At 71.1% G+C, this 23,890-nt stretch carries 16 protein-coding genes and 2 pseudogenes; 12 read left to right on the plus strand and 6 right to left on the minus strand.

The window, feature by feature from the left end; all coding sequences use genetic code 11:
• The first annotated feature begins 191 nt into the window (after positions 1 to 191).
• Together ABZ562_RS30660 and ABZ562_RS30665 are read left to right on the plus strand one after the other, a co-directional pair.
• Entirely contained in the window at positions 192 to 893 is a 702-nt protein-coding gene (locus ABZ562_RS30660; RefSeq protein WP_055549863.1) for a ribonuclease HII, read from the plus strand.
• Positions 894 to 961: 68 nt separating this feature from the next.
• Positions 962 to 1,618 carry a hypothetical protein gene (locus ABZ562_RS30665; RefSeq protein ID WP_361485745.1) on the plus strand — a complete coding sequence of 219 codons (657 nt, stop codon included), beginning with the start codon at positions 962 to 964 and terminating at the stop codon, positions 1,616 to 1,618.
• 80 nt (positions 1,619 to 1,698) lie between these two features.
• Here ABZ562_RS30665 and ABZ562_RS30670 read toward each other — a convergent pair whose 3' ends face one another.
• On the minus strand, positions 1,699 to 2,268 hold the full coding sequence (locus ABZ562_RS30670) for a hypothetical protein (protein ID WP_361485818.1): 570 nt from the start codon (positions 2,266 to 2,268) through the stop codon (positions 1,699 to 1,701).
• A gap of 408 nt (positions 2,269 to 2,676) precedes the next feature.
• Here ABZ562_RS30670 and ABZ562_RS30675 point away from each other — a divergent pair, with 408 nt between their 5' ends.
• The gene (locus ABZ562_RS30675; RefSeq protein WP_361485747.1) at positions 2,677 to 4,836 is read left to right on the plus strand and encodes a RecQ family ATP-dependent DNA helicase; all 2,160 of its coding nucleotides are present in this window, start codon (positions 2,677 to 2,679) and stop codon (positions 4,834 to 4,836) included.
• A gap of 73 nt (positions 4,837 to 4,909) precedes the next feature.
• Here the strand turns inward: ABZ562_RS30675 and ABZ562_RS30680 are convergent, their stop codons facing one another.
• From ABZ562_RS30680 to aroA, 5 genes and pseudogenes are all read right to left on the minus strand, one after another.
• Positions 4,910 to 6,151: an MFS transporter gene (locus ABZ562_RS30680; protein ID WP_361485749.1), complete on the minus strand. Its 1,242-nt coding sequence runs from the start codon at positions 6,149 to 6,151 to the stop codon at positions 4,910 to 4,912.
• 480 nt (positions 6,152 to 6,631) lie between these two features.
• A pseudogene (locus ABZ562_RS30685) lies at positions 6,632 to 6,829 on the minus strand (helix-turn-helix transcriptional regulator); the annotation flags it as partial.
• An 87-nt stretch (positions 6,830 to 6,916) separates the two neighbouring features.
• A pseudogene (locus ABZ562_RS30690) lies at positions 6,917 to 7,093 on the minus strand (LuxR C-terminal-related transcriptional regulator); the annotation flags it as partial.
• Between the two features lie 1,254 nt (positions 7,094 to 8,347).
• Positions 8,348 to 9,415, minus strand: coding sequence for a histidinol-phosphate transaminase (gene hisC, locus ABZ562_RS30695; RefSeq protein WP_361485751.1), 1,068 nt, complete (start codon positions 9,413 to 9,415; stop codon positions 8,348 to 8,350).
• 237 nt (positions 9,416 to 9,652) lie between these two features.
• Positions 9,653 to 11,002: a 3-phosphoshikimate 1-carboxyvinyltransferase gene (aroA, locus tag ABZ562_RS30700; protein ID WP_361485753.1), complete on the minus strand. Its 1,350-nt coding sequence runs from the start codon at positions 11,000 to 11,002 to the stop codon at positions 9,653 to 9,655.
• 1,423 nt (positions 11,003 to 12,425) lie between these two features.
• On the opposite strand from aroA, the gene ABZ562_RS30705 reads away from it, so the two are divergent.
• The 9 genes from ABZ562_RS30705 (at position 12,426) to ABZ562_RS30745 (ending at position 23,777) form a co-directional block, all read left to right on the plus strand.
• A complete protein-coding gene (locus ABZ562_RS30705) occupies positions 12,426 to 13,667 on the plus strand; it encodes an ATP-grasp domain-containing protein (RefSeq protein WP_361485755.1) in 1,242 nt (413 codons plus the stop codon).
• 58 nt (positions 13,668 to 13,725) lie between these two features.
• Complete coding sequence (locus ABZ562_RS30710) at positions 13,726 to 14,820, plus strand: DUF1611 domain-containing protein (RefSeq protein WP_361485757.1); 1,095 nt, start codon at positions 13,726 to 13,728, stop codon at positions 14,818 to 14,820.
• Between the two features lie 32 nt (positions 14,821 to 14,852).
• The gene (locus ABZ562_RS30715; protein WP_361485759.1) at positions 14,853 to 16,169 is read left to right on the plus strand and encodes an ATP-grasp domain-containing protein; all 1,317 of its coding nucleotides are present in this window, start codon (positions 14,853 to 14,855) and stop codon (positions 16,167 to 16,169) included.
• Between the two features lie 121 nt (positions 16,170 to 16,290).
• Positions 16,291 to 17,040 carry an iron-containing redox enzyme family protein gene (locus ABZ562_RS30720; protein WP_055549838.1) on the plus strand — a complete coding sequence of 250 codons (750 nt, stop codon included), beginning with the start codon at positions 16,291 to 16,293 and terminating at the stop codon, positions 17,038 to 17,040.
• A 336-nt stretch (positions 17,041 to 17,376) separates the two neighbouring features.
• Entirely contained in the window at positions 17,377 to 18,258 is an 882-nt protein-coding gene (locus tag ABZ562_RS30725) for a phytanoyl-CoA dioxygenase family protein (protein WP_361485761.1), read from the plus strand.
• Positions 18,259 to 18,265: 7 nt separating this feature from the next.
• Positions 18,266 to 19,111 carry a PhzF family phenazine biosynthesis protein gene (locus ABZ562_RS30730; RefSeq protein WP_361485763.1) on the plus strand — a complete coding sequence of 282 codons (846 nt, stop codon included), beginning with the start codon at positions 18,266 to 18,268 and terminating at the stop codon, positions 19,109 to 19,111.
• Between the two features lie 158 nt (positions 19,112 to 19,269).
• Positions 19,270 to 20,658: a DUF4192 domain-containing protein gene (locus ABZ562_RS30735; RefSeq protein WP_361485765.1), complete on the plus strand. Its 1,389-nt coding sequence runs from the start codon at positions 19,270 to 19,272 to the stop codon at positions 20,656 to 20,658.
• A 169-nt stretch (positions 20,659 to 20,827) separates the two neighbouring features.
• Entirely contained in the window at positions 20,828 to 21,589 is a 762-nt protein-coding gene (locus tag ABZ562_RS30740) for an NUDIX domain-containing protein (RefSeq protein WP_361485767.1), read from the plus strand.
• 130 nt (positions 21,590 to 21,719) lie between these two features.
• Positions 21,720 to 23,777: an ABC transporter ATP-binding protein gene (locus tag ABZ562_RS30745; RefSeq protein ID WP_361485769.1), complete on the plus strand. Its 2,058-nt coding sequence runs from the start codon at positions 21,720 to 21,722 to the stop codon at positions 23,775 to 23,777.
• Positions 23,778 to 23,890: the final 113 nt, after the last annotated feature.

The following is a 23,890-nucleotide window of genomic DNA, read 5'->3' on the forward strand; positions in this document are numbered from 1 at the left end:
TCAGGGCCGGGAGCGCCGCGGCGCCGAAACAACCGCCCCACATCGCCGGACAACCGCCCCCGCACCGCGTCGGGTTGGGTACGGAGGGCCGCGGCGGCCGTCCGCGACCGGGCCCGTTCCGGCGGCCCGGGGGCGTACCGCCTGATCCGGGTACACGGCGCCGGGGTGAGCGGCGTAATGTTGTCCTCGCCATGGCCTACCAACCGCCCACCCACAGTGTCGAGCGCTCGCTCCGCGCCACGACAGGAGCCAAGATCGTCGTCGGTGTCGACGAGGTCGGGCGAGGGGCCTGGGCAGGTCCGGTGACGGTCTGCGCGGCGGTCACCGGTCTGCGGCGCCCGCCGACCGGGCTCACCGACTCCAAGCTGCTGAGCCCCAAGAGGCGCACGGAGCTGGCGCACGAGTTGGAGTCGTGGGTCACCGCGCACGCCCTGGGTCACTCCTCGCCCGAGGAGATCGACGACCTGGGGATGACGGCCGCCCTCCGGCTCGCCGCGACCCGGGCTCTCGACGGGCTGCCCGTCCGTCCGGACGCGGTGATCCTCGATGGCAAGCACGACTACCTCGGCGCTCCCTGGAGGGTCCGCACGGTCATCAAGGGCGATCAGTCCTGTGTGGCCGTCGCTGCCGCCTCCGTGATCGCCAAGGTGCGGCGGGACGCGTTGATGGCCGAACTGGGGGACGCACACGCGGACTTCCGGTTCGGGGACAACGCCGGATACCCGTCCCCCGTGCACCGCGCCGCCCTGCGGGAACAGGGGCCCACGCCCCACCACCGGCTGTCCTGGGCCTACCTGGACGGGCTGCCCCGCTGGCGGCACCTCAAGCGCGTGCGCAATACACCTGAATCGGTCGAGCTGGAGGTCGGCGGCCAACTCGGCTTCGACTTCTGAGCAGACCGACCGGTTCGAACCACCACCCGCCGGTGCGAGTCGCACCGACGTTTGATAGACATCAGCCCATGCCTCTCATCCCCGAGGAGCCTCAGATTCACGAGAGTGTCCCGGGTCCTCGCGCGACACCGGCCGCAGGCCGCACCGCGCCGACCCCTCGTCCTGTCCCTGGTCCCGGCCCCCGGCCCGCCCCGCGGCGCCCGGGAAGCCCCGGTCCGAACCGTGGTTCCGCCGGGACCTCGTCGGCTCCGTCGCAACGCACCACGAGCGATGCGGCGAAGCCCGCGCCGACCGCCCCGGCGGCCTCGGCTGCCAAGACCGCCCCCGCCTCGACGGCCGCGCCCCAGATCCAGCTGATCCCCGCCTCGGTGGACGGCGCCCTGGACGCGGCGGACGAGGCGGTCGACCTGCTGCTGGACTCCGGCCGGGCGCCAGCCGACATCCTGGTGCTGACCACCGGGGACCAGCATCCGTGGGCGGCGCACGAGTTGTCCTTCGGCGAGGCGTCCTACTGGGCGCAGCACGACGCTGGTGACGACGTCTTCTACGCCGCGGCGGACGCCGATCGACCGGGCGGCCGTCCGGTCGTGGTCGTCGCCGTCAACGGCGGAGCGGACGATGCCGTGGCCGGAGCACTGCCCCGGGCGATGAGCCGTGCCTCGGCGCTGCTGATCGTCTGCGGTGACCCGCAGCGCATCAACAGCCTCATGGCCGCGGGCGTCTGATTCCGCACTTCCCGTACGCCCGGTGCCCGGCAGCCCCTGACGCGCGTCGAGGAGCTGTCCGGCGTCCGGACGGTCGGCGGTCACACGGCCGCTGAGCGGTGCAGCACGCCGCGGGCCCCGCCCAGGGGCCGCGGCAGGGGCGCCGCGTCGCCATCGGGTTCGGGTGCGGGGGCGATCCCCAGTGTGGTCCGGAGCGAAGCGGAGTGCGGCCGACGGCCGCCCCGCCCTTCGCCGAGGACCTGCCAGCCCTCCCGGGTCAGGGTGATGTACGCGCCACAGCGCAGCCCGTGCAGGGTGCAGGCGTCCCGCAGCCCCCACATCCAGGCGCCGTCCTCTTCCGTCCACCGGCTCCCACCCTCGCGGCAGTAGAGCAGCACGGCGGTGCGGACCGGCGAGCGGCGCCGCAGATCGTGCGGGATCACCCGGCGCAGCTGGGCCAGGAGCGCGTTGCGGAACTCCCACCCGTCGGGTGTGGTGGAGCCGTGCTGCCTGAACGAGGCGCTGGCCGTGAGGCGTTCCTCCGGATCGAGGACCGCGACGACGGCCGTCGAGGGAGTCGGCAGATGGCGGCTGTGCAGCCCGTGGACGACCTCGCGCGGATTGCGCAGCAGCGGAATGCCGGCGGCGGCCCATTCGGCGGGTTCGAGCATCCGGCCCAGCCGGACGGCGGGATCGGCGGACGGCGGCGGAGCGAAGCCGAAGGTCACGGTCCTCCCTTCGTCTGCGCGCCCATGGTCCGTGCGAGGGTCGGGCGCGGGCGCACGCCACGACACGGCCCCGTCAGGACCACGAGAGGGCCGGTGCGGGGAGCTTCTGACAATTCTCGCCGGTAGCGCTCGTGTGCGGCAATGAGCAGTTGGCACACCTGGCCGGTTTGCGGGTATGTGCCTCCTATATTCCTCGCCCCCTCCCGGCCACCGCCGTCGCTCAGCCCCGCGCGGCGAGGACCAGCGGAAACACCGCGGCCGCACCGGCCCGGCGGAGCATCCGGGCCGGCGCGGGGCGGCACGGCCGGAGCGAATTGGCCGATTGTCAGTGCCATCGGGTTGCATGGAGCCATGGACAACCTTGAGCTCCGCACCGAAGCCGACGCCATCCTCGCTGAGCTCGTCGGTGCCCCGGAGGGTTCGGCGCGGCTGCGGGAGGATCAGTGGCAGGCGGTGGCGGCTCTGGTGGAGGAGCGTCGCCGGGCCCTGGTGGTGCAGCGGACCGGCTGGGGCAAGTCGGCGGTGTATTTCGTCGCCACCGCTTTGCTGCGGCGGCGTGGCTCGGGTCCTACGGTGATCATCTCGCCGCTGCTGGCCCTGATGCGTAACCAGGTCGACTCGGCGGCGCGTGCCGGTATCCGGGCGCGCACGATCAACTCGGCCAACCCGGAGGAATGGGACACCATCTACGGGGAGGTCGAGCGTGGCGAGACCGACGTTCTCCTCGTCAGTCCGGAGCGTCTCAATTCCGTGGATTTCCGCGACCAGGTGCTGCCCAGGCTTGCGGCCACGACCGGTCTGCTGGTCGTTGACGAGGCGCACTGCATCTCCGACTGGGGGCACGACTTCCGGCCCGATTACCGTCGGTTGCGCACGATGCTGGCGGAGTTGCCGACGGGTGTGCCGGTCCTGGCCACGACGGCGACCGCGAACGCGCGGGTGACCGCGGACGTGGCCGAGCAGCTGGGCACGGGAGGTGCGGGGGCTCTGGTGCTGCGGGGGCCGCTGGACCGGGAGAGCCTGCGGTTGGGGGTGCTGGAGCTGCCGGACGCGGCGCATCGGCTGGCGTGGCTGGGGGAGCGGCTGGCGGATCTGCCGGGTTCGGGGATCATTTACACGCTGACGGTGGCGGCGGCGGAGGAGGTCGCGGCGTTCCTGCGGCAGCGCGGGTATCCGGTGGCCTCCTACACGGGGAAGACGGAGAACGCCGACCGGTTGCAGGCGGAGGAGGACCTGCTGGCGAACCGGGTGAAGGCGCTGGTGGCGACCTCGGCGCTGGGGATGGGCTTCGACAAGCCGGACCTGGGGTTCGTGGTGCACCTGGGGTCGCCCTCATCCCCGATCGCCTATTACCAGCAAGTGGGCCGTGCGGGGCGTGGTGTGGACCATGCGGATGTGCTGCTGCTGCCGGGGCGGGAGGACGAGGCGATCTGGGCGTACTTCGCGTCGGTGGGCTTCCCGCCCGAGGAGCAGGTGCGGCGCACGCTGGGGGTTCTGGAGCAGGCGGGTCGTCCGTTGTCGCTGCCCGCGCTGGAGCCGTTGGTGGATCTTCGGCGGTCGCGGCTGGAGACGATGCTGAAGGTCCTGGACGTGGACGGGGCGGTCAAGCGGGTGAAGGGGGGCTGGACCGCCACCGGCGAGCCGTGGGTGTACGACGCGGAGCGGTATGCGTGGGTGGCCCGGCAGCGGGAGGCGGAGCGGCAGGCCATGCGGGACTACGTGGCGACCACGGGGTGCCGGATGGAGTTCCTGCAGCGGCAGCTCGACGACGAGAAGGCGGCTCCGTGCGGTCGCTGCGACACCTGCGCCGGGCCCTGGCTCGATACCGCCGTCTCGCCCGGAGCCCTCGCTGCGGCGACAGGCGAGCTGGAGCGCCCGGGAGTCGAGGTCGAGCCACGCCGCATGTGGCCCTCGGGTATGGCCGCGGTCGGGGTCGACCTCAAGGGCCGTATCCCGGCGGCCCAGCAGGCGGCCCCCGGGCGCGCGCTCGGCAGGCTCTCGGACATCGGCTGGGGCAACCGCCTGCGTCCGCTGCTGTCGGAGCAGGCCACGGACGGACCGGTCCCGGACGACGTACTGGCTGCCGTCGTGACGACGGTTGCCGACTGGGCCCGCTCCCCGGGCGGCTGGGCCGGCGGCGGCCCTGACGCGGCGGCACGGCCGGTGGGGATCGTCGCCATGCCCTCCCGCACCCGGCCGCAGCTGGTCGCCTCACTGGCCGGGGGCCTGGCGAGGGTGGGCAGGCTCCCCCTGCTGGGCAGCCTGACGTACACCCCGCAGGCCGACGAGTTCGCGGCGCACCGCAGCAACTCCGCCCAGCGGCTGCGAGCCCTGGCCGCCTCGTTCGCCGTGCCCGACGAACTCACCGCCGCCCTGGCCGGCACCCCCGGTCCGGTCCTGCTCGTCGACGACTACACCGACTCCGGCTGGACCCTGGCCGTAGGCGCACGCCTCCTGCGGCAGAAGGGAGCCGATCAGGTGCTCCCACTCGTCCTCGCTCTGGCCGGGTAGGCGTGCCTCGCTGCCCGGCCGGGGACCGGAGAACGTCCGCCGCTTCAGCCGTCCCCCGCGGCGATCGCCGAGCTCACGAGCTTGCTCGCGCCCGGCGCAAGCCGCCGCTGAGCCGCGTTCCTTGATCCTTCTCGGTGGCCACGGCGAAGGCGGACAGAAGCGTCGCGGCGGCGAGGCTGCCCCAGAGGACGGCCGAGCCGTGGGAGGCGAGAGTGGTGATGATCGCCGGGGAGATGGCGAGGCCGAAGCCCCAGGAGAGCTGGAAGCGGGCGAGGGCGCGTCCCAGGACATGGGCCGGGGCGAGTGCGGTGACGAGCGGGGTCGCGCTGCCGGTATAGATGATCTCGCCGATGGTGCAGACCACGGACACCAAGGCGACGGCCGGGGCACCCCAGCCGTCTCCCAGTGAGGTGGCCGCGAGGAAGCCGAGGTAGGACACGGCGAGCACCACCCCGGCAAGAGCCATCGCGGTCCGCCGGGAGAAGCGGGACATCAGGACGGTGACCGGAACCTGCAGGGTGACCACCAGCACGGTGTTCGTCACGAAGATGGCCGCCGACCACACCGGGGACGCGTGTAGCTGTGTCACCAGGATCAGGGGCAGCGCGATTTCGGGGACGTTGAGGCAGAAGACGTAGACCACGTTGGCGGCCAGCAGCATGCGCATCCGGGGTGCGGGCCCGTCGGCCTTGTCCTTGGCCGAACCAGCGGCCGGATGCGTGTGCACGTGCACCGACCATGCCAAGACCGCCGCAGCGAAATAGGCGACCCCGGTGACGGCCGCCAGCACCTGTAACGCGGTGGTGCCGCCCGCCAGGCATGCGGTGGCGATGAGCGCGCCGACGCCCAGGCCGGCGTTGCGCAGTGCGCGGCCTGCCGAGAGGGCCGCGTCGCGTTCCCGGCCGTGGGCGACCGTGGCGACGAGAGCCGCGTGGGCGGCCGGCCAGGCCTGGTTGCCGATGCCGAGGAAGAGTGCCGCCGTCGCGAACAGCCCGACGTGTCCCGCCGGGGTGGCGAGGAGCAGTGCCACGCCCAGTACCCGCACCAGCATCGACGCGGCCACGACCGTGCTGCGCGCGCCGTGGTCCAGCCATCGGCCCACCGCGGGCATGCACACCAGTCCCGCCACGATGCCGGCCGTCATGGTGATGCCGGTGGCCTCCGCGGACAGCCTCAGCACTGTTATCCCGTAGAGCAGCAGAAAGGGCCGCAGCAGGCCGGTGCCGAGCGCGTCCACGGCCAGGGCGACGGCATAGCGGGGGCCTCCGGAGGCCCGGACGAGGGCGCGCGGCTGGATCTTGGTGGTGGTTACCATGGTGTCAATCGTGTGTTCGGCCGCCGGGCCGACTGTGTCGGTTGACGGACATCGTCAGTTGTTGTGGTCGTCGGCCATCCGGCCGGCGATGATGTGGGGATGATGGTGAGGCTCGACATCGGTGGCCTGTCGTCCGGTTGACCCCGGTTCGCTGCCATCGTCCGACTCGGCCCCCCCGTTCCTCGGCGTGATCTTCGCCTGGCGCGGCGACAGCGACCAACACGGCCCCTCCATGGGGGAGACATTCCACTGACGTTCCGAGCCGCACCCCAAGTGCCTTCGCGTTGACACTCGCTGACGCGCCATGGGGAGGAGTCCTCGCTGGTACTGCTCGCTGAGCAGGCGGACGACCACCACTGATGGGACGGCGTGCCCTGTCGATCAGTGCGCCGGGGGGAAGCGGGAATCCTCCTCCACACGGCAGTGCTCCGGTTCCATGTGGAAGGGATGCGCCCGGAAGAAGATCCCAATGCGGGCCGCTCAGGAAGCGAGGTCGACATCTTGGGCATAGAGGGCGGCCTGAGTGCGGTGGGCGGCGCCGATCTTGAGATATATGCTGCTGAGATGGTTCTTAACGGTCTTCTCGGATATGTCGAGTCTTCGGGCGATCAACCGGTTGCTTAACCCCCGGGCCAGCAGGCAGAGTACGGCCCGTTCGCGTGCGGTGAGGGAGGGGCCGGCGGGCGGCGCATCGTTCTCGGGGACGGGAGCGGACGGAGCCGCTTCCTCGAGGTCGGTCAGGCCGACGTGTCGGGCGTAGAGGGCGGCCTGAATGCGGTCGGTGGCGCCGATCTTCGAGTAAATGCTGCTGAGGTGGTTCTTCGCGGTCTTCTCGGATATGTCGAGGCTTCGGGCGATGAGCCGGTTGCTTAACCCCCGGGCCAGCAGGCGGAGTACGTCCAACTCCCGGCAGGTGAGGTTTACGGCCGGTGCTTCTTCCACGTCTTGCCTCTTCCTTGCTTCTCCGAAAGGGCGTGAGAAAAACGTCCAAGGGCTTCATTCACCCGGCACCCCTGGCGCGGAGCGGTGAGCGGTGAGCGGTGAGCGCCGGCAGGTCACCTGACAGGCGGCGGTCGCGGCGGGCGGCCCGGCGTCTCGCCGAGCCGGGCCGTTCAGGCCGGGGAGCGCAGGACGTCGGTGTGGCCCCGGGGGAAGGTATGAAAGGAGGAGGAGCCGCGCGTGACCCGGTGCCGGGGCGCCGGGCCACGGGCGCTGGTGTGGACGTCCGTGTCACCGCGCGGTGCGAGGGCGGGGGCGGCCTCGCACCGCGCGAGGAGGCGGAGGTCCTGCGAAGTGGTATCTACGAGCCGCCGCCCCGGGCCCCTTGTCGAGCAATCCCCGACTCCGCCGGGTAGGCCGACTTTCGCTGATGGACGGACGACCCTCATCGTGGAAATCTCGCCATGAATGTCGAAGCCCAGCGGAACGGTGAAAAGCGCATATGGGCATGACGTCAAAGCAATCTCCCCTATGTAAGCACGCCAAATCCTTCGCAGACGAAATGGCAACGCTGCGAAGAATCGGTGGCGCGACTGCAAAGCGGCACGTGTCTGGCCGGCGACGGCGTCCCCCTTGACGCTCGCTCGAGGCGCAGACTGAAACTGCTCAAGCGTCGTTAAGATACATGGTTGCGTGAGCAATTGACCAGGGTTCCTACGATCGAATATTGGGTTGCGCTAATGCTCCAGCCGTAGATCCTGACCTTGCTGGTGGGATCTGGCCCGAGAACGGGTACGGCCACCATTGATCATCGATCAATGGTGGCCGTAAGTCCGAACACGGCGCTGGGCTGGGGAAACGCCTCCGCATGGCCTGCGGCATCGGCTGTGCCGGGCCTCCTGGCCGTTCGTCACGCTGGTCATCCCGCCGCCGGCCGATGCGGCCTCGGCCGTCCGCAAGCCACTGGGGAACGGCAAGCCGCAGGTCGGACTTCAGGGTGACTGAATCGTCAAAATGGTTTACGCCCCGGATAAAGGGTCGGCGAAATCTGGCCACAGGGAGAGTAATGCGCCAGCGGCTACGCCCGAAGCTGGTTTGCGCATCGATCCAGCACGGCGGATCCAACTCCGCATGGCTGCTGCGGCAGAAGTCGAAGCGTCCTCGGGCGGAACCCGCCCGAGGACGCCATCTGCGCTGCCTGCCTCTGCCCGCTTCACTACCGATCGCGCTGGAGGCCCGCGGTCTTCGGCGGGGGTCTCACACCCGCCAGTCGCCCACGATCTTCAGCAGATGGTCGTTCTCCTCGGGAGTACCGATGGTGATCCGTACTCCCTCGTCGCCGAAGGGGCGCACCATGACACCCGCCGCCTCGCACGCGTCGGCGAACGCCGGTGTCTGTGTGCCGAGGCGCAGCCAGACGAAGTTGGCCTGGCTGTCAGGAACGCTCCAGCCCGCGGCCCGCAGCGCACGGGTGACCCGGGCGCGCTCGGCCACCAGGGTCTGTACCCGCTCCAGCAGTTCGGGTCCCGCCTTCAGTGAGGCCCGCGCGGCGGCCTGGGCGAGTCCGCTGACACCGAACGGCACGGCGCAGGCCCGCAGCGCCGCAGCGACCGGCGGATGCGCGACCGCGTAGCCGACGCGCAGTCGCGCGAGCCCGTACGCCTTGGAGAAGGTGCGCAGAACGGCGACGTTGGGACGGTCGCGGTACAACGCGATGCCGTCCGGTACATCGGTGTCGTCGACGAACTCGCGGTACGCCTCGTCGAGCACCACCAGCACATGGCCGGGCACCCGGTCGAGGAAGCGCTCGAGCTCACCGCGGTGCACGGCCGTGCCGGTCGGGTTGTTGGGGTTGCACACGAAGACCACGCGGGTGCGGTCCGTCACCGCATCGGCCATGGCTTCCAGATCGTGCCGCTCGTCACGCAGCGGAATCTGCACGGGAGTTGCCCCGGTGGCCCAGGTGAGCTGCGCGTACGCCTCGAACGAGCGCCAGGCGAACAGCACTTCGTCCCCTTCGCCGGCCGCGGCGCGCAACAGGTCCCTGGTGACCCCGAGGGATCCGGTGCCGGGCACGAGGTGCTCCGGGGGCACAGCGAGGACCGCGGACAGGTCCGTGATCAGTTCGCGGTTCGTCGGATCGGGGTAGCGGTTGACGCGCCCCAGCTCCTCGCGCATCGCGGCGACGACCGACGGCAGCGGGGGATAGGGGTTCTCGTTCGACGACAACTTGTCCACCAGGTCGCTGGGAGCGGCCCGGCCGGGAACGTAGCGAGGCAATCCGGAGACATCGGCGCGCAGGCGGGGGGCGGGTGCAGGGGGCATCGAGGGAACTTCCTGAACGGGGGAGCGGACGGTCGTGCGAGGGGTGTCGTTCATCGGAGGGCTCCGAGAGCTCCGGGGGCCCGGGTCACGCACCGCGACGGGGCGCGCGGGCGTGAGATCCAGCCCGCGCGCCGACACACCTCTGCCATGGTCAGCTGCGTATCTCGCTCACCTCCCGGGTCCGGCGGCGCGCGCCACTGCGGCACAGCGGACCACCGGGGGGTGTCGCAGACAGGGTCAGCCGACGACCTCGGCGGGCGCGTTCTCCTCCTCAACGGCCGTGGTCCGTACTCCCGCCTTGGCGAACTCCTCCAGGAAGGTGGGGAAGGACAGCCGGACGTCTTCGAAGCCGGAGAACCGGTTGGCGGACTGCATCCGCAGGCCTGCCACGAACAGCGACATGAAGATGCGGTGGTCGCCCCAACTGGACAGGGTCACTCCGCCGGGGTACGTCCCCGCGCCGCGGACCTCGAAGCCGTCGCAGATCCCGTCGTCGTACAGGACCTCGATGTCCACGCCCGCACGGGTCAGTTCGGCGGCCATGGCCTCGATGCGTGACGCCTTGTGGAAGCGGGTGAGGCGTCCGCCGGTCACCCGCAGGCTGCCCTGCACGTACGCCCCGAGGGCGGCGAGCGTGGGCACGATGTTGGGGCAGTCCTGCACATCCACCTCGAAGGCGCCGCACAGGCTGCCCGGCGGGTTGTCGACGATCAGCGACGAGGTGGCCCGGTCGAAGGTGACGCTCACCCCGAGCTTCTCCAGGATCGGGACGATCGCGAACTCGCCCTGCATGCTGTCGCCGTACACGTTGCTCAGGACGGTCCGGCCCGGGAAGAGCGCGGCGGCGGCCAGCAGGTACGAGGCCGAGGTGTAGTCCTCGCGAATGGTGACGTCCTGGGCCTGGAAGGAGGAGGGCTCCACCTGGTAGTGACGCATGTCATCCGACGCGGAGACCTTGATGCCCGCGTCCGTCAGGCTCGCCAGCGTCTGCCGGATGTATGACTGGGAATAGACCTCACCCGTCACCTCGATTTCCACCGGGCCGTCGGCCAGCGGCGCGGCGAACAGGATGGCGGTGATGAACTGCGAGCTGATGTCGCCCGGCAGCCGGCAAGTGCCGCCCTTCAGGCCGCGTCCCCAGTTGACGACCGGGGCCTTGTTCTCGCCGACGATCGACTCGATGTCCGCGCCGAGTTCGCGCAGCGCCTGCAGCAGCGGCTCCATCACCCGGTTGCGCAGGGTCGCGTCGCCCGTCACCACGACCGGCGACGGCAGTACGGAAGCCAGCGCGGTCACGACGCGGAACACCAGACCCGAGCCGCGGGACTGGATGACGCGCCCGATGTGCGGAAGCGACCGTCCGATGCCCTGGATCTCCAGGTATCCGTCGTGCTCGGTTATCTTGGCGCCGAAGGCACGGCAGGCGTTCTTCATGGTCTCCGTCTCGTCGCAACGGAGATCATTGAAGACCCGTGACGTGCCATCGGCCAGCGTGCCGGTCAGAATTGCCCGTTGCGTCTCCGGTTTCGAAGAAGGCACGCGGAACGTTCCGGAAAAGGAATCGACCGGATCAACCTTGAGCAGCATCCTCGTATCTCCCGTTTCCCATCATTCGCCGTCTGATACCTTTGCAAGCGATGTCGCTTTGACGTCCGGGCCGGCGATGTCCGCGGAGCGAGAACATGTCATCCCACCGCTTGGCGCTTCGATGTCGGGCGGCAGTTCGGGAAAAGCCTCCTGGCGCGCACGACAGCCCTCCTTCGGCAGTGGGGGCGCGATAAGAATTCTGTGTCCCGTACGGCGCGCGGGCAATAGGTCCATCTGCCCATGGCGTTTCCGGCACGAGGTGGTCCGGACCCTCTTTACCGCCGAGATGTTGCCACGCCGGCGGACATGAGATGACCTTGGTCGGAGTGAGGAAGGGGCCGGTGGTAGCGGGTGAGTCGCCGCCCTGCAAGGACAGTGGCGCCCGACGGAAATACCGCCGGAAACCGCAAGGGCTGTGCGTCATGAACCATTGGGGTTCCCGCGCCCTCACCCAGGCGCGCGCCCGGCACCGGGCCGATCAGGATGGTATGGTCCCCGGCCGGATGCCGGGCGTTCGGGACAGGCCGTCCGATGCGAACGTGTCGGCGCCTTGGGGCGTGAACTGCTCTGCCGGCTGCCTGCGTTCGGGCCCCAGCACGCTCACCGCGAAGTACCCGCGCGGCCCCCGCCGTCGTCCGGAGCCGTCACCACCACGACCCCGGCCGAGAACCGGGCCATCGTCGCCCGGAAGTCCCCGGAGCTCACCCGCCGTGCCGTCTCCGGCCCCTCCGGCGCGGCAGCACGACCATCTGTCCCGCGGAATCGAGGCCGGTTTCGGAAAGCCTCCTGGCGCGCACGAGAGCCCTCCTCCGGTGGTTGGGGGCGATAAGAATTCTGTGTCCCGTGCGGCGGGCGGGCAATAGGTCCATCTGCCCATGGCGTTTCCGGCGCAAGGTGGTCCGGACCCTCTTTACCGCCGGGATCAACGCACTGATCGACCGCGAACATGCCCCGCCGATCTGGCCGTCCCGGCCATCGGCCGGGACCGGCGGCGAGGCCCGGTTTGCCACCCTCGGGCATCTCTCCTCGCGCATCGGGGCCCGGCCGGAGTTGAACGAATCCGCCGGTGTCACCATGCACAAACTCGCCATCGCGATCTGGCACGTCCTCGCCTCGGCGCCGGCCAGCAGGACCTTGACACGGACTACTCCGCCCGCCGCGACCCCGAACGCCCATGTGGAGCATGGCCAAGGAAGTTGAACCGCACACTCACCCAATGGCAACGCCGCGGGCGCCGGGACTTAGGTCCTATTCTGACCAAGCCGGTCCCATGCGAGGCTGAGGCAGTGAGAACAACGCGTGGTGGGCCGTTCCCGGATTCAGGTTCGGGTTCATTCTTCGGTTCCGAAAGGCCCGCCGTCGCCGTCAACCGGCCCCCGGCCGGGCACGTCCATGCATCCTGTGAACCGTGAGGACGACATCCATGTCCGGCGCAATCCTGTTTTTGAACCGCTGGCCCTTGTACGAGGACGAGCGGCGCTGGGAGAACCGCCTCGCCGCTCCCGAGATCGTCTTCCGCCCGGAGACCGACCGCGTCACGTACATCTGCGACGAGGGCGGCCGCAGCGGAGTGCCCGCCGACGCCGAACGGGTCCACGTCGTACCGGATTTCGGCAACCTGGACGGCGTGCTGGAGCTCGTCGACTCCGTCGTACGCGACGAAGGCCCCTTCGACCACGTCATCGGCTTCTCCGAGAACCTCCTCGACCTCGCGGCGACCCTGCGCGAGCGGTACGGCATCCCGGGCTCCAGCTCGGAGGAGACCTCCCGGCTCCGCGACAAGACCGTCATGAAGGAGACGGTGTCGCGGGCCGGTATCCGAGTGCCGCGTTGGGCGCCCTGCCGCACCGAGGAGCAGGTCCTCGCGGCCGCCGAGGAGTTCGGCTACCCCGTGATCGTCAAGCCGGTGCGAGGGGCGTCCAGCCAGGGTGTGCGCAAGATCGCCTCGGCCGGGGAGCTGCGGGCCTTGTGCGCCGAACGGAGCCTGCGCGACCTCGAGATCGAGGAGTTCGTACGGGGCGAGATCCTGCACGTCGACGGTGTCCTGGACGCGGCGGGCAAACCGCTGTTCCTGTGTACCTCGCGCTACGTCTCCAGCTGCCTGGACTTCGAGCTCCTGGGCGAACCGCTCGGCTCCGTCTTCCAGACGGAAGCCGCGGTGCGCGGCCGCTGTGAGGACTTCGCCGTGCGCTGCCTGACCGCGCTCGGCCTGCGGAGCTCCGCCTTCCACCTCGAACTCTTCGACACCGGCGACGAGCTGGTGTTCCTGGAGGTCGGAGCCCGGGTGCCAGGCGCCGACGTGCCGTACGTCATCCACGACGTCCATGGCGTCAATCTGTTCCGGTTGTGGGTCGACGTGCTGCTGGGCCGCCTGGTGGACCCGCCGGCCCCCGACCCGGAGCTGAGCGGCGGCTGGCTGATCATCCCAGGTCCCAAGCCGCTGCCCCAGAAGGTCACCTCCGCCACCTCGCTCGTGGGCGAAGTGCCCTATTTGTACCGCGAGTTGGTGCCGAGGGCGGGTGAGGTTCTGGTCTCCCGGCCCGGCTCGTACGCCACGCTCCAAGGCGGCCGCTTCCTTTTCCGGGGCGGCACCCAGGAGCAGATCGAGGAGGCCGTGCGCCAGGTGCGTACGCAGTACCGCCTGACGACCGAGCCTGTCCCCTAGACCGCCCGAACCATCTCGTGCCATCGAAAAACGAACCGTCGAGTCCGTGGAGGAAGACGTGGATCAGTTAAGCCATGCGGAGCTGGTCGACAAGAACTTCGTGCTGTTCGCCGAGGGGTGCTTCGGACTCTTCACGAGCAAGATCGCCGCCTCGATCATCCGCTACCGCGGGGACCGCTGCGTCGCCGTGATCGACAGCCGCAAGGCCGGCCAAACCGTCCAGGACGTCCTCGGCTACGGCGGCGCGATCCCGATCGTCAGCCGCGTCGAGCACGTGGTGAACCTGCGCCCCGAGGTCATGGTCATCGGCAAGGGCCTGCACTCCGCCGAGCTGCCCTCCGGCTGGAAGCCGCACATCCTCGCGGCCGTCCAGAACGGCCTCCACCTGATCAACTCGATCCACTTCCGGCTCACGAGCGACCCGGACATCGGCCGCGCCATCCGTGAGAAGGGCATCACCGTCTGGGAGACGAAGGACGCCCCGACGGTGGCGCTCAACAAGGCCCGCGTCCTGGACCTGGACACCTGGGTCATCCACACGTGCGGCAGCGACTCCAACATCGGCAAGAAGACCGCCGGCCTGGAGATCTGGAACGAGGCCAACCGTCGCGGCATCAGCACCGGTTTCGCCGCCACCGGCCAGAGCGGCATGCTGATCTCCGGCCATGGCGTCGCGGTCGACGGCGTGCCCGGCGACTTCATGGCCGGCGCCGTCGAGCATGTCGTCATGGAGGCCGCCGCCGGCAACGAATGGGTCGTCGTCGAGGGCCAGGGTTCCCTCAACCACATCGGGTTCAGCAGCGTCGCCCTCGCCATCCTCCACGGCGCCCTGCCGCACGCCCTGGTCTTCTGCCACCGCCTCGGCGCCGAGCGCACCAAGGTCTGGGAGACGCCCATCATCCCCATCCCCGAGCTCATCCGCATCAACGAGGAGCTCACCGTCTTCGAACGGCCCGCCAAGGTCGCCGCCGTCAGCGTCAACAGCTTCGGCTTCTCCGAGGACGACTACCGCCGCGAGGCCGAGAAGCTGGAGGCCGATACCGGTCTTCCCGTCGTCGACCCGGTCCGTGAGGGCGGCGCCGCACGGCTCGTGGACATCCTGCGCGCCCACCAGCGCGAGACCGCGGACCGGCTGCCGGCCCGTCGGCGCTGAGAGTGGACCCGGAACTCCAAGGAGGTGGACAGATGAAGAGAGCGGTCCTGCTCCTCATGCACCAGGGCAAGTCGTACACCGAGGAGGTCGCCGCGGCCACCGCCGGGCTCGGCCTGACCTTGGTCGCCCTCAGCTCCCGGCCGGAGAAGCCGGAGGTCCTGGACGCGAGCCGCCGCCACGTGGCGGACTGCGTGGTCACCGAGGAACCCGAACTGCGCTCCAGCGACGTCGAGAAGGCCGTTCGCGAACTCGCCGACCGGGGCTACCGGGTCCAGGCCGCCATCGCCACCTTCGAGGGCTACCGGCTCCTGATGGCCGAGCTCAACGAGCGGCTCGGCGCGCGCGACTCCGCCGAGCCGGCGCTGCGCCTCTGCCTCGACAAGTACGAACTGCGCCGGTACCTCTTCGCCGAGGGACTGAGCGAGGTCCGGCTCCACCGTCTCGCCCCCGGCGCGACCCCCGAACTCGACTCCTCCGCACGCTGGTTCGTCAAGCCGGTGCGCGGCGCGTCGTCCTTCGCGACCTTCATCCTGGAGGACGCCGACGACCTGGCCGACCTGCCCGCGATCCAGGAGCAGATGCGCGCCGACCGGCGCATGAAGGCGATCTTCATGGACCGGTTCGACTTCCTCGTCGAGGAGTACGTCGAGGGCCCGGAGTTCAGCTTCGAGACCCTCGTCCTCGACGGGCGGGTCCACCACCTGTGCGTCCACGAGAAGGCCCGCGTGGAACGCCTGGAACGGACCACCCTGGAGGGAATGTCGGTCAGCCCGCCCGCCACCCTCGGCCGTGACCTCGTCCTGGAAGGATCCGACTACGTCACCCGCTGCCTGTCCGCGCTGGCGGGGCACGGGCTGACCGCCGGAGCCTTCCACATCGAGGTCAAGTACTGGGAGTCGAAGAAGCGCTGGGAGATCATCGAGATCAACCCCCGGGTGGGCGGCAGCCTCATCGACTCCAGCATCCAGGCCGTCACCGGGTACTCCCTCCTCGACCTGTGGGCCGAGTCCCTGCTGCTGCCCGACGGTGAACGGGACGCCTTCCACGACCGGCTCACCCGCGCCTCCCAGGTGGAGGCGCTGCGCACCGGCGCGCCCACCCGGGCGACCGTGTTCCTCAGCAAGTACGGAGAGAAGGGGCGGACCGTCGACGCGATCGGCTTCGACCCGCCCACCCGGCCGCCCCGGATCCTGCGCATCCACGTGGCGGAGGGAACCCGACTCGATGTGTCCGACCGGGCGATCTGCCTGATGGACGCCCTGTGGGACGTGGCGGCCGACGACCTGGACGCCGAGACCGCCTTCCTCGACCAGCACGCGACGGAGCATTTCCATGTCCGGTACCGCTGAGCCGGCGACCCGGTCCCCGGCCTGGCGGATCGCTCGCGACCCGGCCACCGTCCCGCTGTGCGGCACCACACTCTGAACCTTCCGTGAACGCCCCTCGAAACCTCTCGTCAAGGAGAACGCGATGAACCGCGTGCAGAACACCGGGATCACCCACCCGAAGCCGTTCTACAACGAGGAGCAGAGCCGTCTGAAGAAGGCCGAGCTCGACCGCTACTTGGACAAGAAGATGGCGGAGTGGAAGGCCACCGTCCCCTTCGCGTCCCACCTGTCCGAGCCCGAGCTCCACCAGGCGTACTACCGCCGCACCCTCATCGAGCACGTGTGGCGGATCCGCCTCTCCCGGGTCAGCCAGTCCAAGGCCATCTACAAGATCGCCCAGGTCGCGCCCAGGGCCGCCCGCGACTACGCGCAGTACCAGGCCGACGAAATGCTCCACGACAAGCTGTACATCAGCGACGCCGCGGCCGCCGGCGTCACCGAGGAGGAGATCCTCGCCACCGAGCCCTACCTCTCCACCCGCCTGTTCGAGGGCTACTTCTACTACGCCCTGGAGCACGAGTCGGCCCTCGCCCCGGTCGTCTCCAACTACCTGGTCGAGTACACCCAGATCAAGCTCCAGCCGGCCATCGTCGACAACCTTCAGAAGCGGCTCGGCAAGGAGAACGTCAAGGGGCAGGCCGCCCACCTCCACGTCGACAGCACCGAAGACCACTCCCAGGAGATGTGGGACATCCTCCACCAGCTGATCTTCAGCGAGGAGGACTTCCAGAAGGTGTTCAAGTACATCGACGACGTCCAGGAGATCCTCGCGATGTTCTTCCGGGAGATCTACGAGGACACCGTCGCCAAGCACCAGAAGACCGCTGTGTGACCCGTACGCCCCGGGCCCACCGCCGACGACAGGACCAGCACGCGGAGACCTCATGCGCCTGAGGGCTGAACCGATCGAGGGCTTCACGGGGACGTTCCGCGTCCCCGCCTCGAAGCCGGAGACACAGCGGGCGATCCTGGCGAGCGCCCTGGCCGAGGGACGCTCCCGGCCGCCTTGCCCGGCCCGCGCGGGGCCCAGCTGCGATGCCGGTCGGTGGCGCCTCTGAGCCAACGCGGGTCCGCCGGGCAGTCGTCGCCCGGCGGACCCGTTCGGACCCCACCCCACCACACCGCATCCCACCGCATCCCCGCCGCCCAGCAGAGAGGAACCCCGCGCATGTCCGCACCCAACACCGACGCGCTCGTCAAGGAGTACCGCGAGAACGGCTTCGCGGTCGCCGAGCGTCTCTTCGATCCGAGTGAAGTCGCCGAACTCAACACCGCCATCACGGAGATCCTGAACGTTCCCGACATCGGCTCCGTCGCCGAAGTGGAGCCGGGCGACAACGGCATGGCCCGCCGGATCTGGTCGCCCACCAAACAGCACTCCGCGTTCGAGCGGGCCGCCGCCCACCCCAAGCTGCTCGACCACGTCGAGGCACTCATCGGCCCCGACATCCTGTTCCACTACAGCAAGCTCCACCTCAAGGCCCCGCAGGTGGGCAGTGTCGTGGAGTGGCACCAGGACTTCGCCTACTACCCCCACACCAACACCGACCTGGTGACGGCCCTCGTCTACCTCGACGACACCACCACCGAGAACTCCGCCCTCCAGGCCGTCCCCGGCTCTCACCTGCGCGGCCTCGCCGACCACTACGTCGACGGCTACTTCCGCGGCAAGGTGGCGGGTGCCGGCGCCCCCGACCCGGCGCTCGCCGTGCCCATCGAGGCGCCCGCCGGCAGCGTGGTCTTCATCCACTGCCTGCTCCTGCACTACTCCTCCCCGAACCGCTCCGACCGGTACCGCCGCGCCTTCCTGCCGGCCTACCGGGCGGCCGACGCCTACCCGATCCACTTCGGCGCGCACGCCGGCCACAACGAGCCCGGAGTGAAGCTGCTGCGCGGTAACGTGTCGGACACGGCACGTGTGGAGGCCGGGGCGTGGCGCCTCCCGCTCGCGGAGCGCCCCTTCGGCTCGCTCTTCCAGCTCCAAGAGGGTGCCAACCAGGCCGAGACCGCGGCGACCACCGGGTACGCCACGCTGGAGGATGCGAAGTGACAGCCCCGTGAGCACGCCGAACGTGACGGTCGTCCGCGCCTGCCTGCGGGGCGGCGCGGGCGGCAGCCCCACGGCCGTCGTGCTGGAGGACGACGCGGACGGCCCGCCGCCGGGCGACGACGAGCGGCGCCGGATCCCCGTCGCACGGGGCACCTCGCACGCCGTGTACGTACGTCACACCGGCGACACGACCGAGCTGCGCTTCTTCACCGCGGAAGGGGAACTGCCCGCCTGCGGTCACGGCACGGTCGCCGCCCTCGCCCTCCTCGCGGCACGGCACGGCGGTGCGGGGCCCTACCGGGCCACCCTCCGTGCCGGGGGGCGGGTCTTCACCGGGCGGGCCGAGCGTTCAGGCGAGCTGATCACCGCCTCCTTCGACCCCGGGCCCGTTGACCTGCGCGAACCTACCGCAGAGGAACGCGCCCTCGTTCTTCCGGCCCTCGGTCTCGCGCCGGACGAGGCCGGGCCGGACGTCCGGATCGCCGGCGTGGGCCGCGAACGCGTTCTGGTGCCCGTCCCCACCCGGACCGCGCTCGCCGCGCTACGCCCGGACCTCGACCGCCTCAGGGCGGCCTGCGACCGGTTCGGCCTGCTCGGCGCGTACGTCCACTCGGAACCGTCGTCCGAGGGCGCGCTCGCGGCCCGGATGTTCGCCCCTTCGATCGGCGTCCCGGAGGACCTCGCCAACGTCAACAGCACGGCCTGTCTCGTCGCACACCTGGCCGGCCGGGGCGTCCACCGGATCGCCGTCGACATGGGCGACTCCCTCGGCAGCCCCGCCACCATCACCGCCACGGCGGGACCGGACCTGCGCGTCGCACTCGGCGGCGCCGCACGGGTCCTGACGGAGTAACCGATACCGGCGCGCGGTCGGCCGGGATGCGCAGATCTTCGTCGCTCATGCGCCCATGCAACCCGGTCCCGCGGCAACGCGCGAACGGGGCCCGCAGCCTGTGGATAACGTTATCCACAGGGCTGGCGGAGCCGGCCGGGCTGGGGGACTGTCGGGCCATGACTCGAGACAACGACACGGCCGGCCTGTCCGGCGAGGAGCAGGTCACCCTCCGCAGCCCCGCCGAGCTCGCCGACGCCCTGCCCTATGTCCTGGGCTTCCACCCCGATGACAGCGTCGTGATGATCGCGCTGCACGGCCCGCGCGGCCGGTTCGGCGGCAGGCTCAGGCTCGGCATCCCCCGCGCCCGCGAGGAGTGGCCCGAGGTGTGCGATCAGCTCGCCGAGTGCCTGATCGGGGGCAGTGAGCGGCGTGGTGACCGGCCGGATGGGATCGTGCTGTTCCTGTGCCAGGAACCGGCCGGGGGCGAGTCCGGGCGGGATGTGATGGAGCGGCTGCGGCCCCTCGCGCAGCGTCTGCGCACCGCGTGCGGCGGCTTCGAGGTGCCGGTCTTCGAGGCGCTGTGCATTTCCGACGGCCGGTTCTGGTCGTACGTCTGCCCCGACCGGCGCTGCTGTCCGCCGGAAGGGGTGCCGCTCGCCATGCCGGGCACCTCGGTGATGGCCGCGGCGGCGACCTTCGCGGGGGTGCATGTGCGCGGTTCGCTGCGCGAGATGGAGGCCAGGCTCGCGCCGCTCACCGGGGTCCGCGTGGAGGGGCAGGAGCGGGCGCTGGACATGGCCGGGAGCCGGCTCGTACCGAAGATCCTGGGCGGGATGGACTGTGCCGCGGTGCGGGAGGAGACCCTGGGCCTCGCGCGCCGGATGATGGACCGCCTGCGTGGCGCGCCGCCGATCGCCGACCCCCGCGCGGCCGATACCCGCGACGACGGCCTGCTGGACGACGAGGAGGCCGCCTCGGTGATCATCGGGCTGCAGGACCGGGTGGCGCGGGACAGGGCCGCCCAGTGGATGGAAGAGCCGGACGCCGCGTCGGCGCTGCGGCTGTGGCGCGCGCTGGCCCGCCGCTGCGTCGGCTCGTACGGGGAGCACGCCGCGGCGCCGCTCACCCTCGCCGGCTGGGTCGCCTGGTCCTCCGGTGACGAGCCCTCGGCCCGGGTCGCGCTCGGCCGGGCACTGCGGGTCGATCCGCACTACCTCTTCGCCAAGCTGCTCCATCAGGCGTGCAACGAGGGGCTCGATCCGGAGCTGTTGCGCCAGTGTCTGCGCCGGGACAGTGCGGACCGCGCGGTGCACGCCGCGGTCCACGAGGAGCTGCGGCGTCTGGGCGGCACGGCCACCGAGGCCGCTCCCGGGCCCGCGGGGGCGGAACCCCCGGCGGCGGACGGCGGAGGGCATTCCGAGCGCGCCGGGCGGCGATGGCCGGTTCGCTCCGCAGGACCGGGCGGCCCCACCGGGCCGGGCGCGTCGGGCGCCAGGCGCCGGCCGGAGGGCAGGGCACGGACCCGGCGCAGGACGGGCGGGCGCGGCACCCGCAGCCGCCGCTGACCACGGGCGGCGTCCGACGGGCCGTCAGGAACGACGCGAGGGGGGATCGCCTCATGCGGCAGGAGGTGCGAGCGCCGAACGGGAAAACGCCTGGGAGAGCGGCTTCGGGAACATCGCGGATCATGCTCAAGAGCCTGATTATCGTCAGGCAGACGACTATGATCGTCCCATGCCCTACGACCCATCGGCCTTCCCGGCTTTCGCCGTCACCGTGGATCTGGTCGTGCTCACCGTGCGGCGGCACGCGCTGTGTGCGCTGGCCGTCCGCCGAGGCGAGCCACCCTTCAAGGGGCGATGGGCACTGCCCGGCGGATTCGTCCGCGCCGACGAGGACCTGTCGGCCGCCGCGGCCAGGGAACTGGCCGAGGAGACCGGGCTGCTCGCCCATGACCCGTCGCTCCCGGTCCCGCCGAACGCCGCGCATCTCGAACAGCTCGCCACCTACGGCGACCCGAAACGGGACCCCAGGATGCGGGTGGTCAGCGTCGCGCATCTGGCGCTGGCGCCCGACCTCCCCGCGCCCCGGCCCGGGGGCGACGCCCACAGCGTCCGCTGGGCTCCGGTCGAGTCGCTGCTCGACCAGGAGGGTGCCTTCGGCCGGGACGCCGACCTGGCCGCGCCGCTCGCCTTCGATCACGCACGCATCCTCGCGGACGGCGTCGAGCGCGCCCGCTCCAAGATCGAGTACTCCTCGCTGGCCACCGCGTTCTGCCCCCTGGAGTTCACGGTCGGCGAGCTGCGCCGGGTGTACGAGGCGGTGTGGGGCGTGGCGCTGGACCCGCGCAACTTCCACCGCAAGGTCACCGGGACCCCGGGATTCCTGGTGCCCACCGGCGGCACGACGACCCGTCAGGGCGGACGGCCCGCCCAGCTGTTCCGGGCCGGGGGTGCCACGCTGCTCAATCCGCCCATGCTGCGTCCCGAGGTGTGACGGCCTGTGACACGACGACTCGTCAGGGGGTGTATGTGCCGACGAAATAGGACATAGCGGGTTACCGTGCTCCGGTACGTCACCAGTCCCCACGTGCCACCGAGCGGTTCCATGCCCCGCGGGAGAAGCCATGATCCAGGCCACCGGACTGACCAGCGCACGCCACCGCAACCACGCGCCCGCCATCGACGATCTCACCTTCGAGGCCCCGCCGGGCCATGTCACCGCCCTGCTCGGTGGCCCCGGCGCCGGGAAGACCAGCGCGTTGCGGCTGCTGCTGCAGCTCGACCGGGGCCATGGCTCCGCGTTCTTCCGGGGCCGCCCCCTGCACCGCATCCGCCGCCCCGCCCGCGAGATCGGCGTCCTCCTCGACGATGTCCCGGGGCATCCGGGGCGCACCGTGCGCGGGCATCTGAGAATGCTCGGTGCCGCCGCCGGGGTGCCCGCCGCACGCGCCGATGTCGTTCTCGACGTCGTCGGCCTCACCGACCTGGCGGACGAGCGCCTCGGCGACCTGGCCTTCGGGATGGGGCGCCGCCTCGGCATCGCCACCGCGCTGCTCGGAGATCCGCACACCCTCGTGCTGGACGAACCGGCCCGGGGGCTGTCGGCCCGTGAGACCCACTGGCTCAACGGACTGCTGCGCGGATTCGCCGACCAGGGCGGCGCCGTGCTGATCACCACCGAGGACGCCGAAGGGGTGACCCACGTCGCGGACCGTGTCCTCACCCTGGAAGCGGGCCGGCTGGTGGCCGATCAGGCGGTCGACGAGTTCGCCCGTACCCGGCTGCGCCCCCGCGTCGTCGTCCGCTCACCGCTCGCCGGACGGCTGGCCGCCGTCCTGGAGGAGGAGGCCCACGCCGCCCGGGAGGCGGCGGAGGCCGAGCGGCGGGCGGAGCGCGCGGCGGCGGCCGAAGCGGCGGCTCGGGCGCAGGCCGAAGAGGCCGCGGCCGAGGGCGAGGCCAAGGTCGGCGTCACGGTCAAGGGCGGGCTCGGCTGCCTGGGTCGCGCCAAGGGCAAGGCGAAGGCCGAGGACGACGCCGCGGCGCCCGGCGGAGCGGGCGCTCCGGGGGCGGGCTCCGAGCCCGTCACCGTCCCGGTCCCTGTTCCGGCGCCCGGAGCGGCGGCCCACGCGAGTGCCGCCGCCCCCGACGTCGGCGCGGCGGCCGACATGGAGCCCGAGGTCGAGGAGGAGGCGGTCGCCGACCCGTTCTCGGTGGTGCGGGACGACGAGACCCGCATCTCCGTCTACGGCCTCCCCAGCGCCTCCGTCGGTGAGACCGCCTACCGCCACGGCATCGTGGTGCACCGGCTGGTCGAGGAGACCGCCGACCTGGGGCCCGCGACCCCGGCGGGAATCCGCGCCCGCGACCCCCAGGCCTCCCCGTCCCGGGTGCTCCACCGGCTCCGGCTCCCCGGCCCCGCCTGGCCGATGCGGTACGAACTGCGCCGCGCCACCGGAGTGCGCACCAGCTGGCTGATCGGTGCCGTGGCGCTCGCCCTGTCGCTCCTCGCCTCCGTGCTGCTGGCGCGGGAGGGCGGTGGCGGGGAGTTGCACCGGCTCACCGGCTGGCCCGCCGACCTCCCGCTGCCGCCCATCGCGATCGCCGCCGGTCTGCTGGGCGCCCTCGCCTTCGGCGACGAGTTCCGCTATCCGGCGCTGGCCCCCGCCCGGGACGCCGTGCCGCACCAGCTCGGTCTGCTGGCCGCCAAGTTCGCCATCTGCGCGGTCGGTGCCACGCTGCTGTCGCTCGGCGCCATCGTCCTCGACAGCGCGGCGCTCCTGCTGCTCGTCGGCGGGAACGCGGTGCCGCTCCCGAGCGACTGGCCGGTGCTGATGGCGAGCGTTTTCGGCCTCACCATCGGCTGCTCATGGGCCGGACTGCTCGCCGCGGGTGTCTTCCGGTCCACCGCGCTCGGGCTGGCCACGCTCCTCGCGGTGCCGCTGCTGGCGGTTCCCGTGGTCCGGCGCGCGATGGACGAGCCGTCGCTGCACTCGCTCGTCGGGCTGCCGCACCGGCTGCGCGCCGTGGCGCTGGACCGTCCGCCCTCCACGCTCAACCGGGGAGTCGCGGCCGTGCTGCGGCTCGCGGGTCAGCCCGTGGGGCAGGCCCTGATGCTGTCGGTGGCGGTGCTGCTGTTCGCCTACGCCCTGACCGGTTTGCGCGGCAGAAGAGCCCGCCCATAGGCGGCTCGGAAGTGGTGGTGCGAAGGGCCGCTGACGAAGCGGCCGCAACTTCGGTAAAGGGTGTTGCTTTCTGTCCGAATCAGCGTCAATTGTGAGGTAATGGGCGATCACCC

It is taken from the genome of Streptomyces sp. NPDC019937 (assembly GCF_040631655.1).
Lineage (GTDB): Bacteria > Actinomycetota > Actinomycetes > Streptomycetales > Streptomycetaceae > Streptomyces.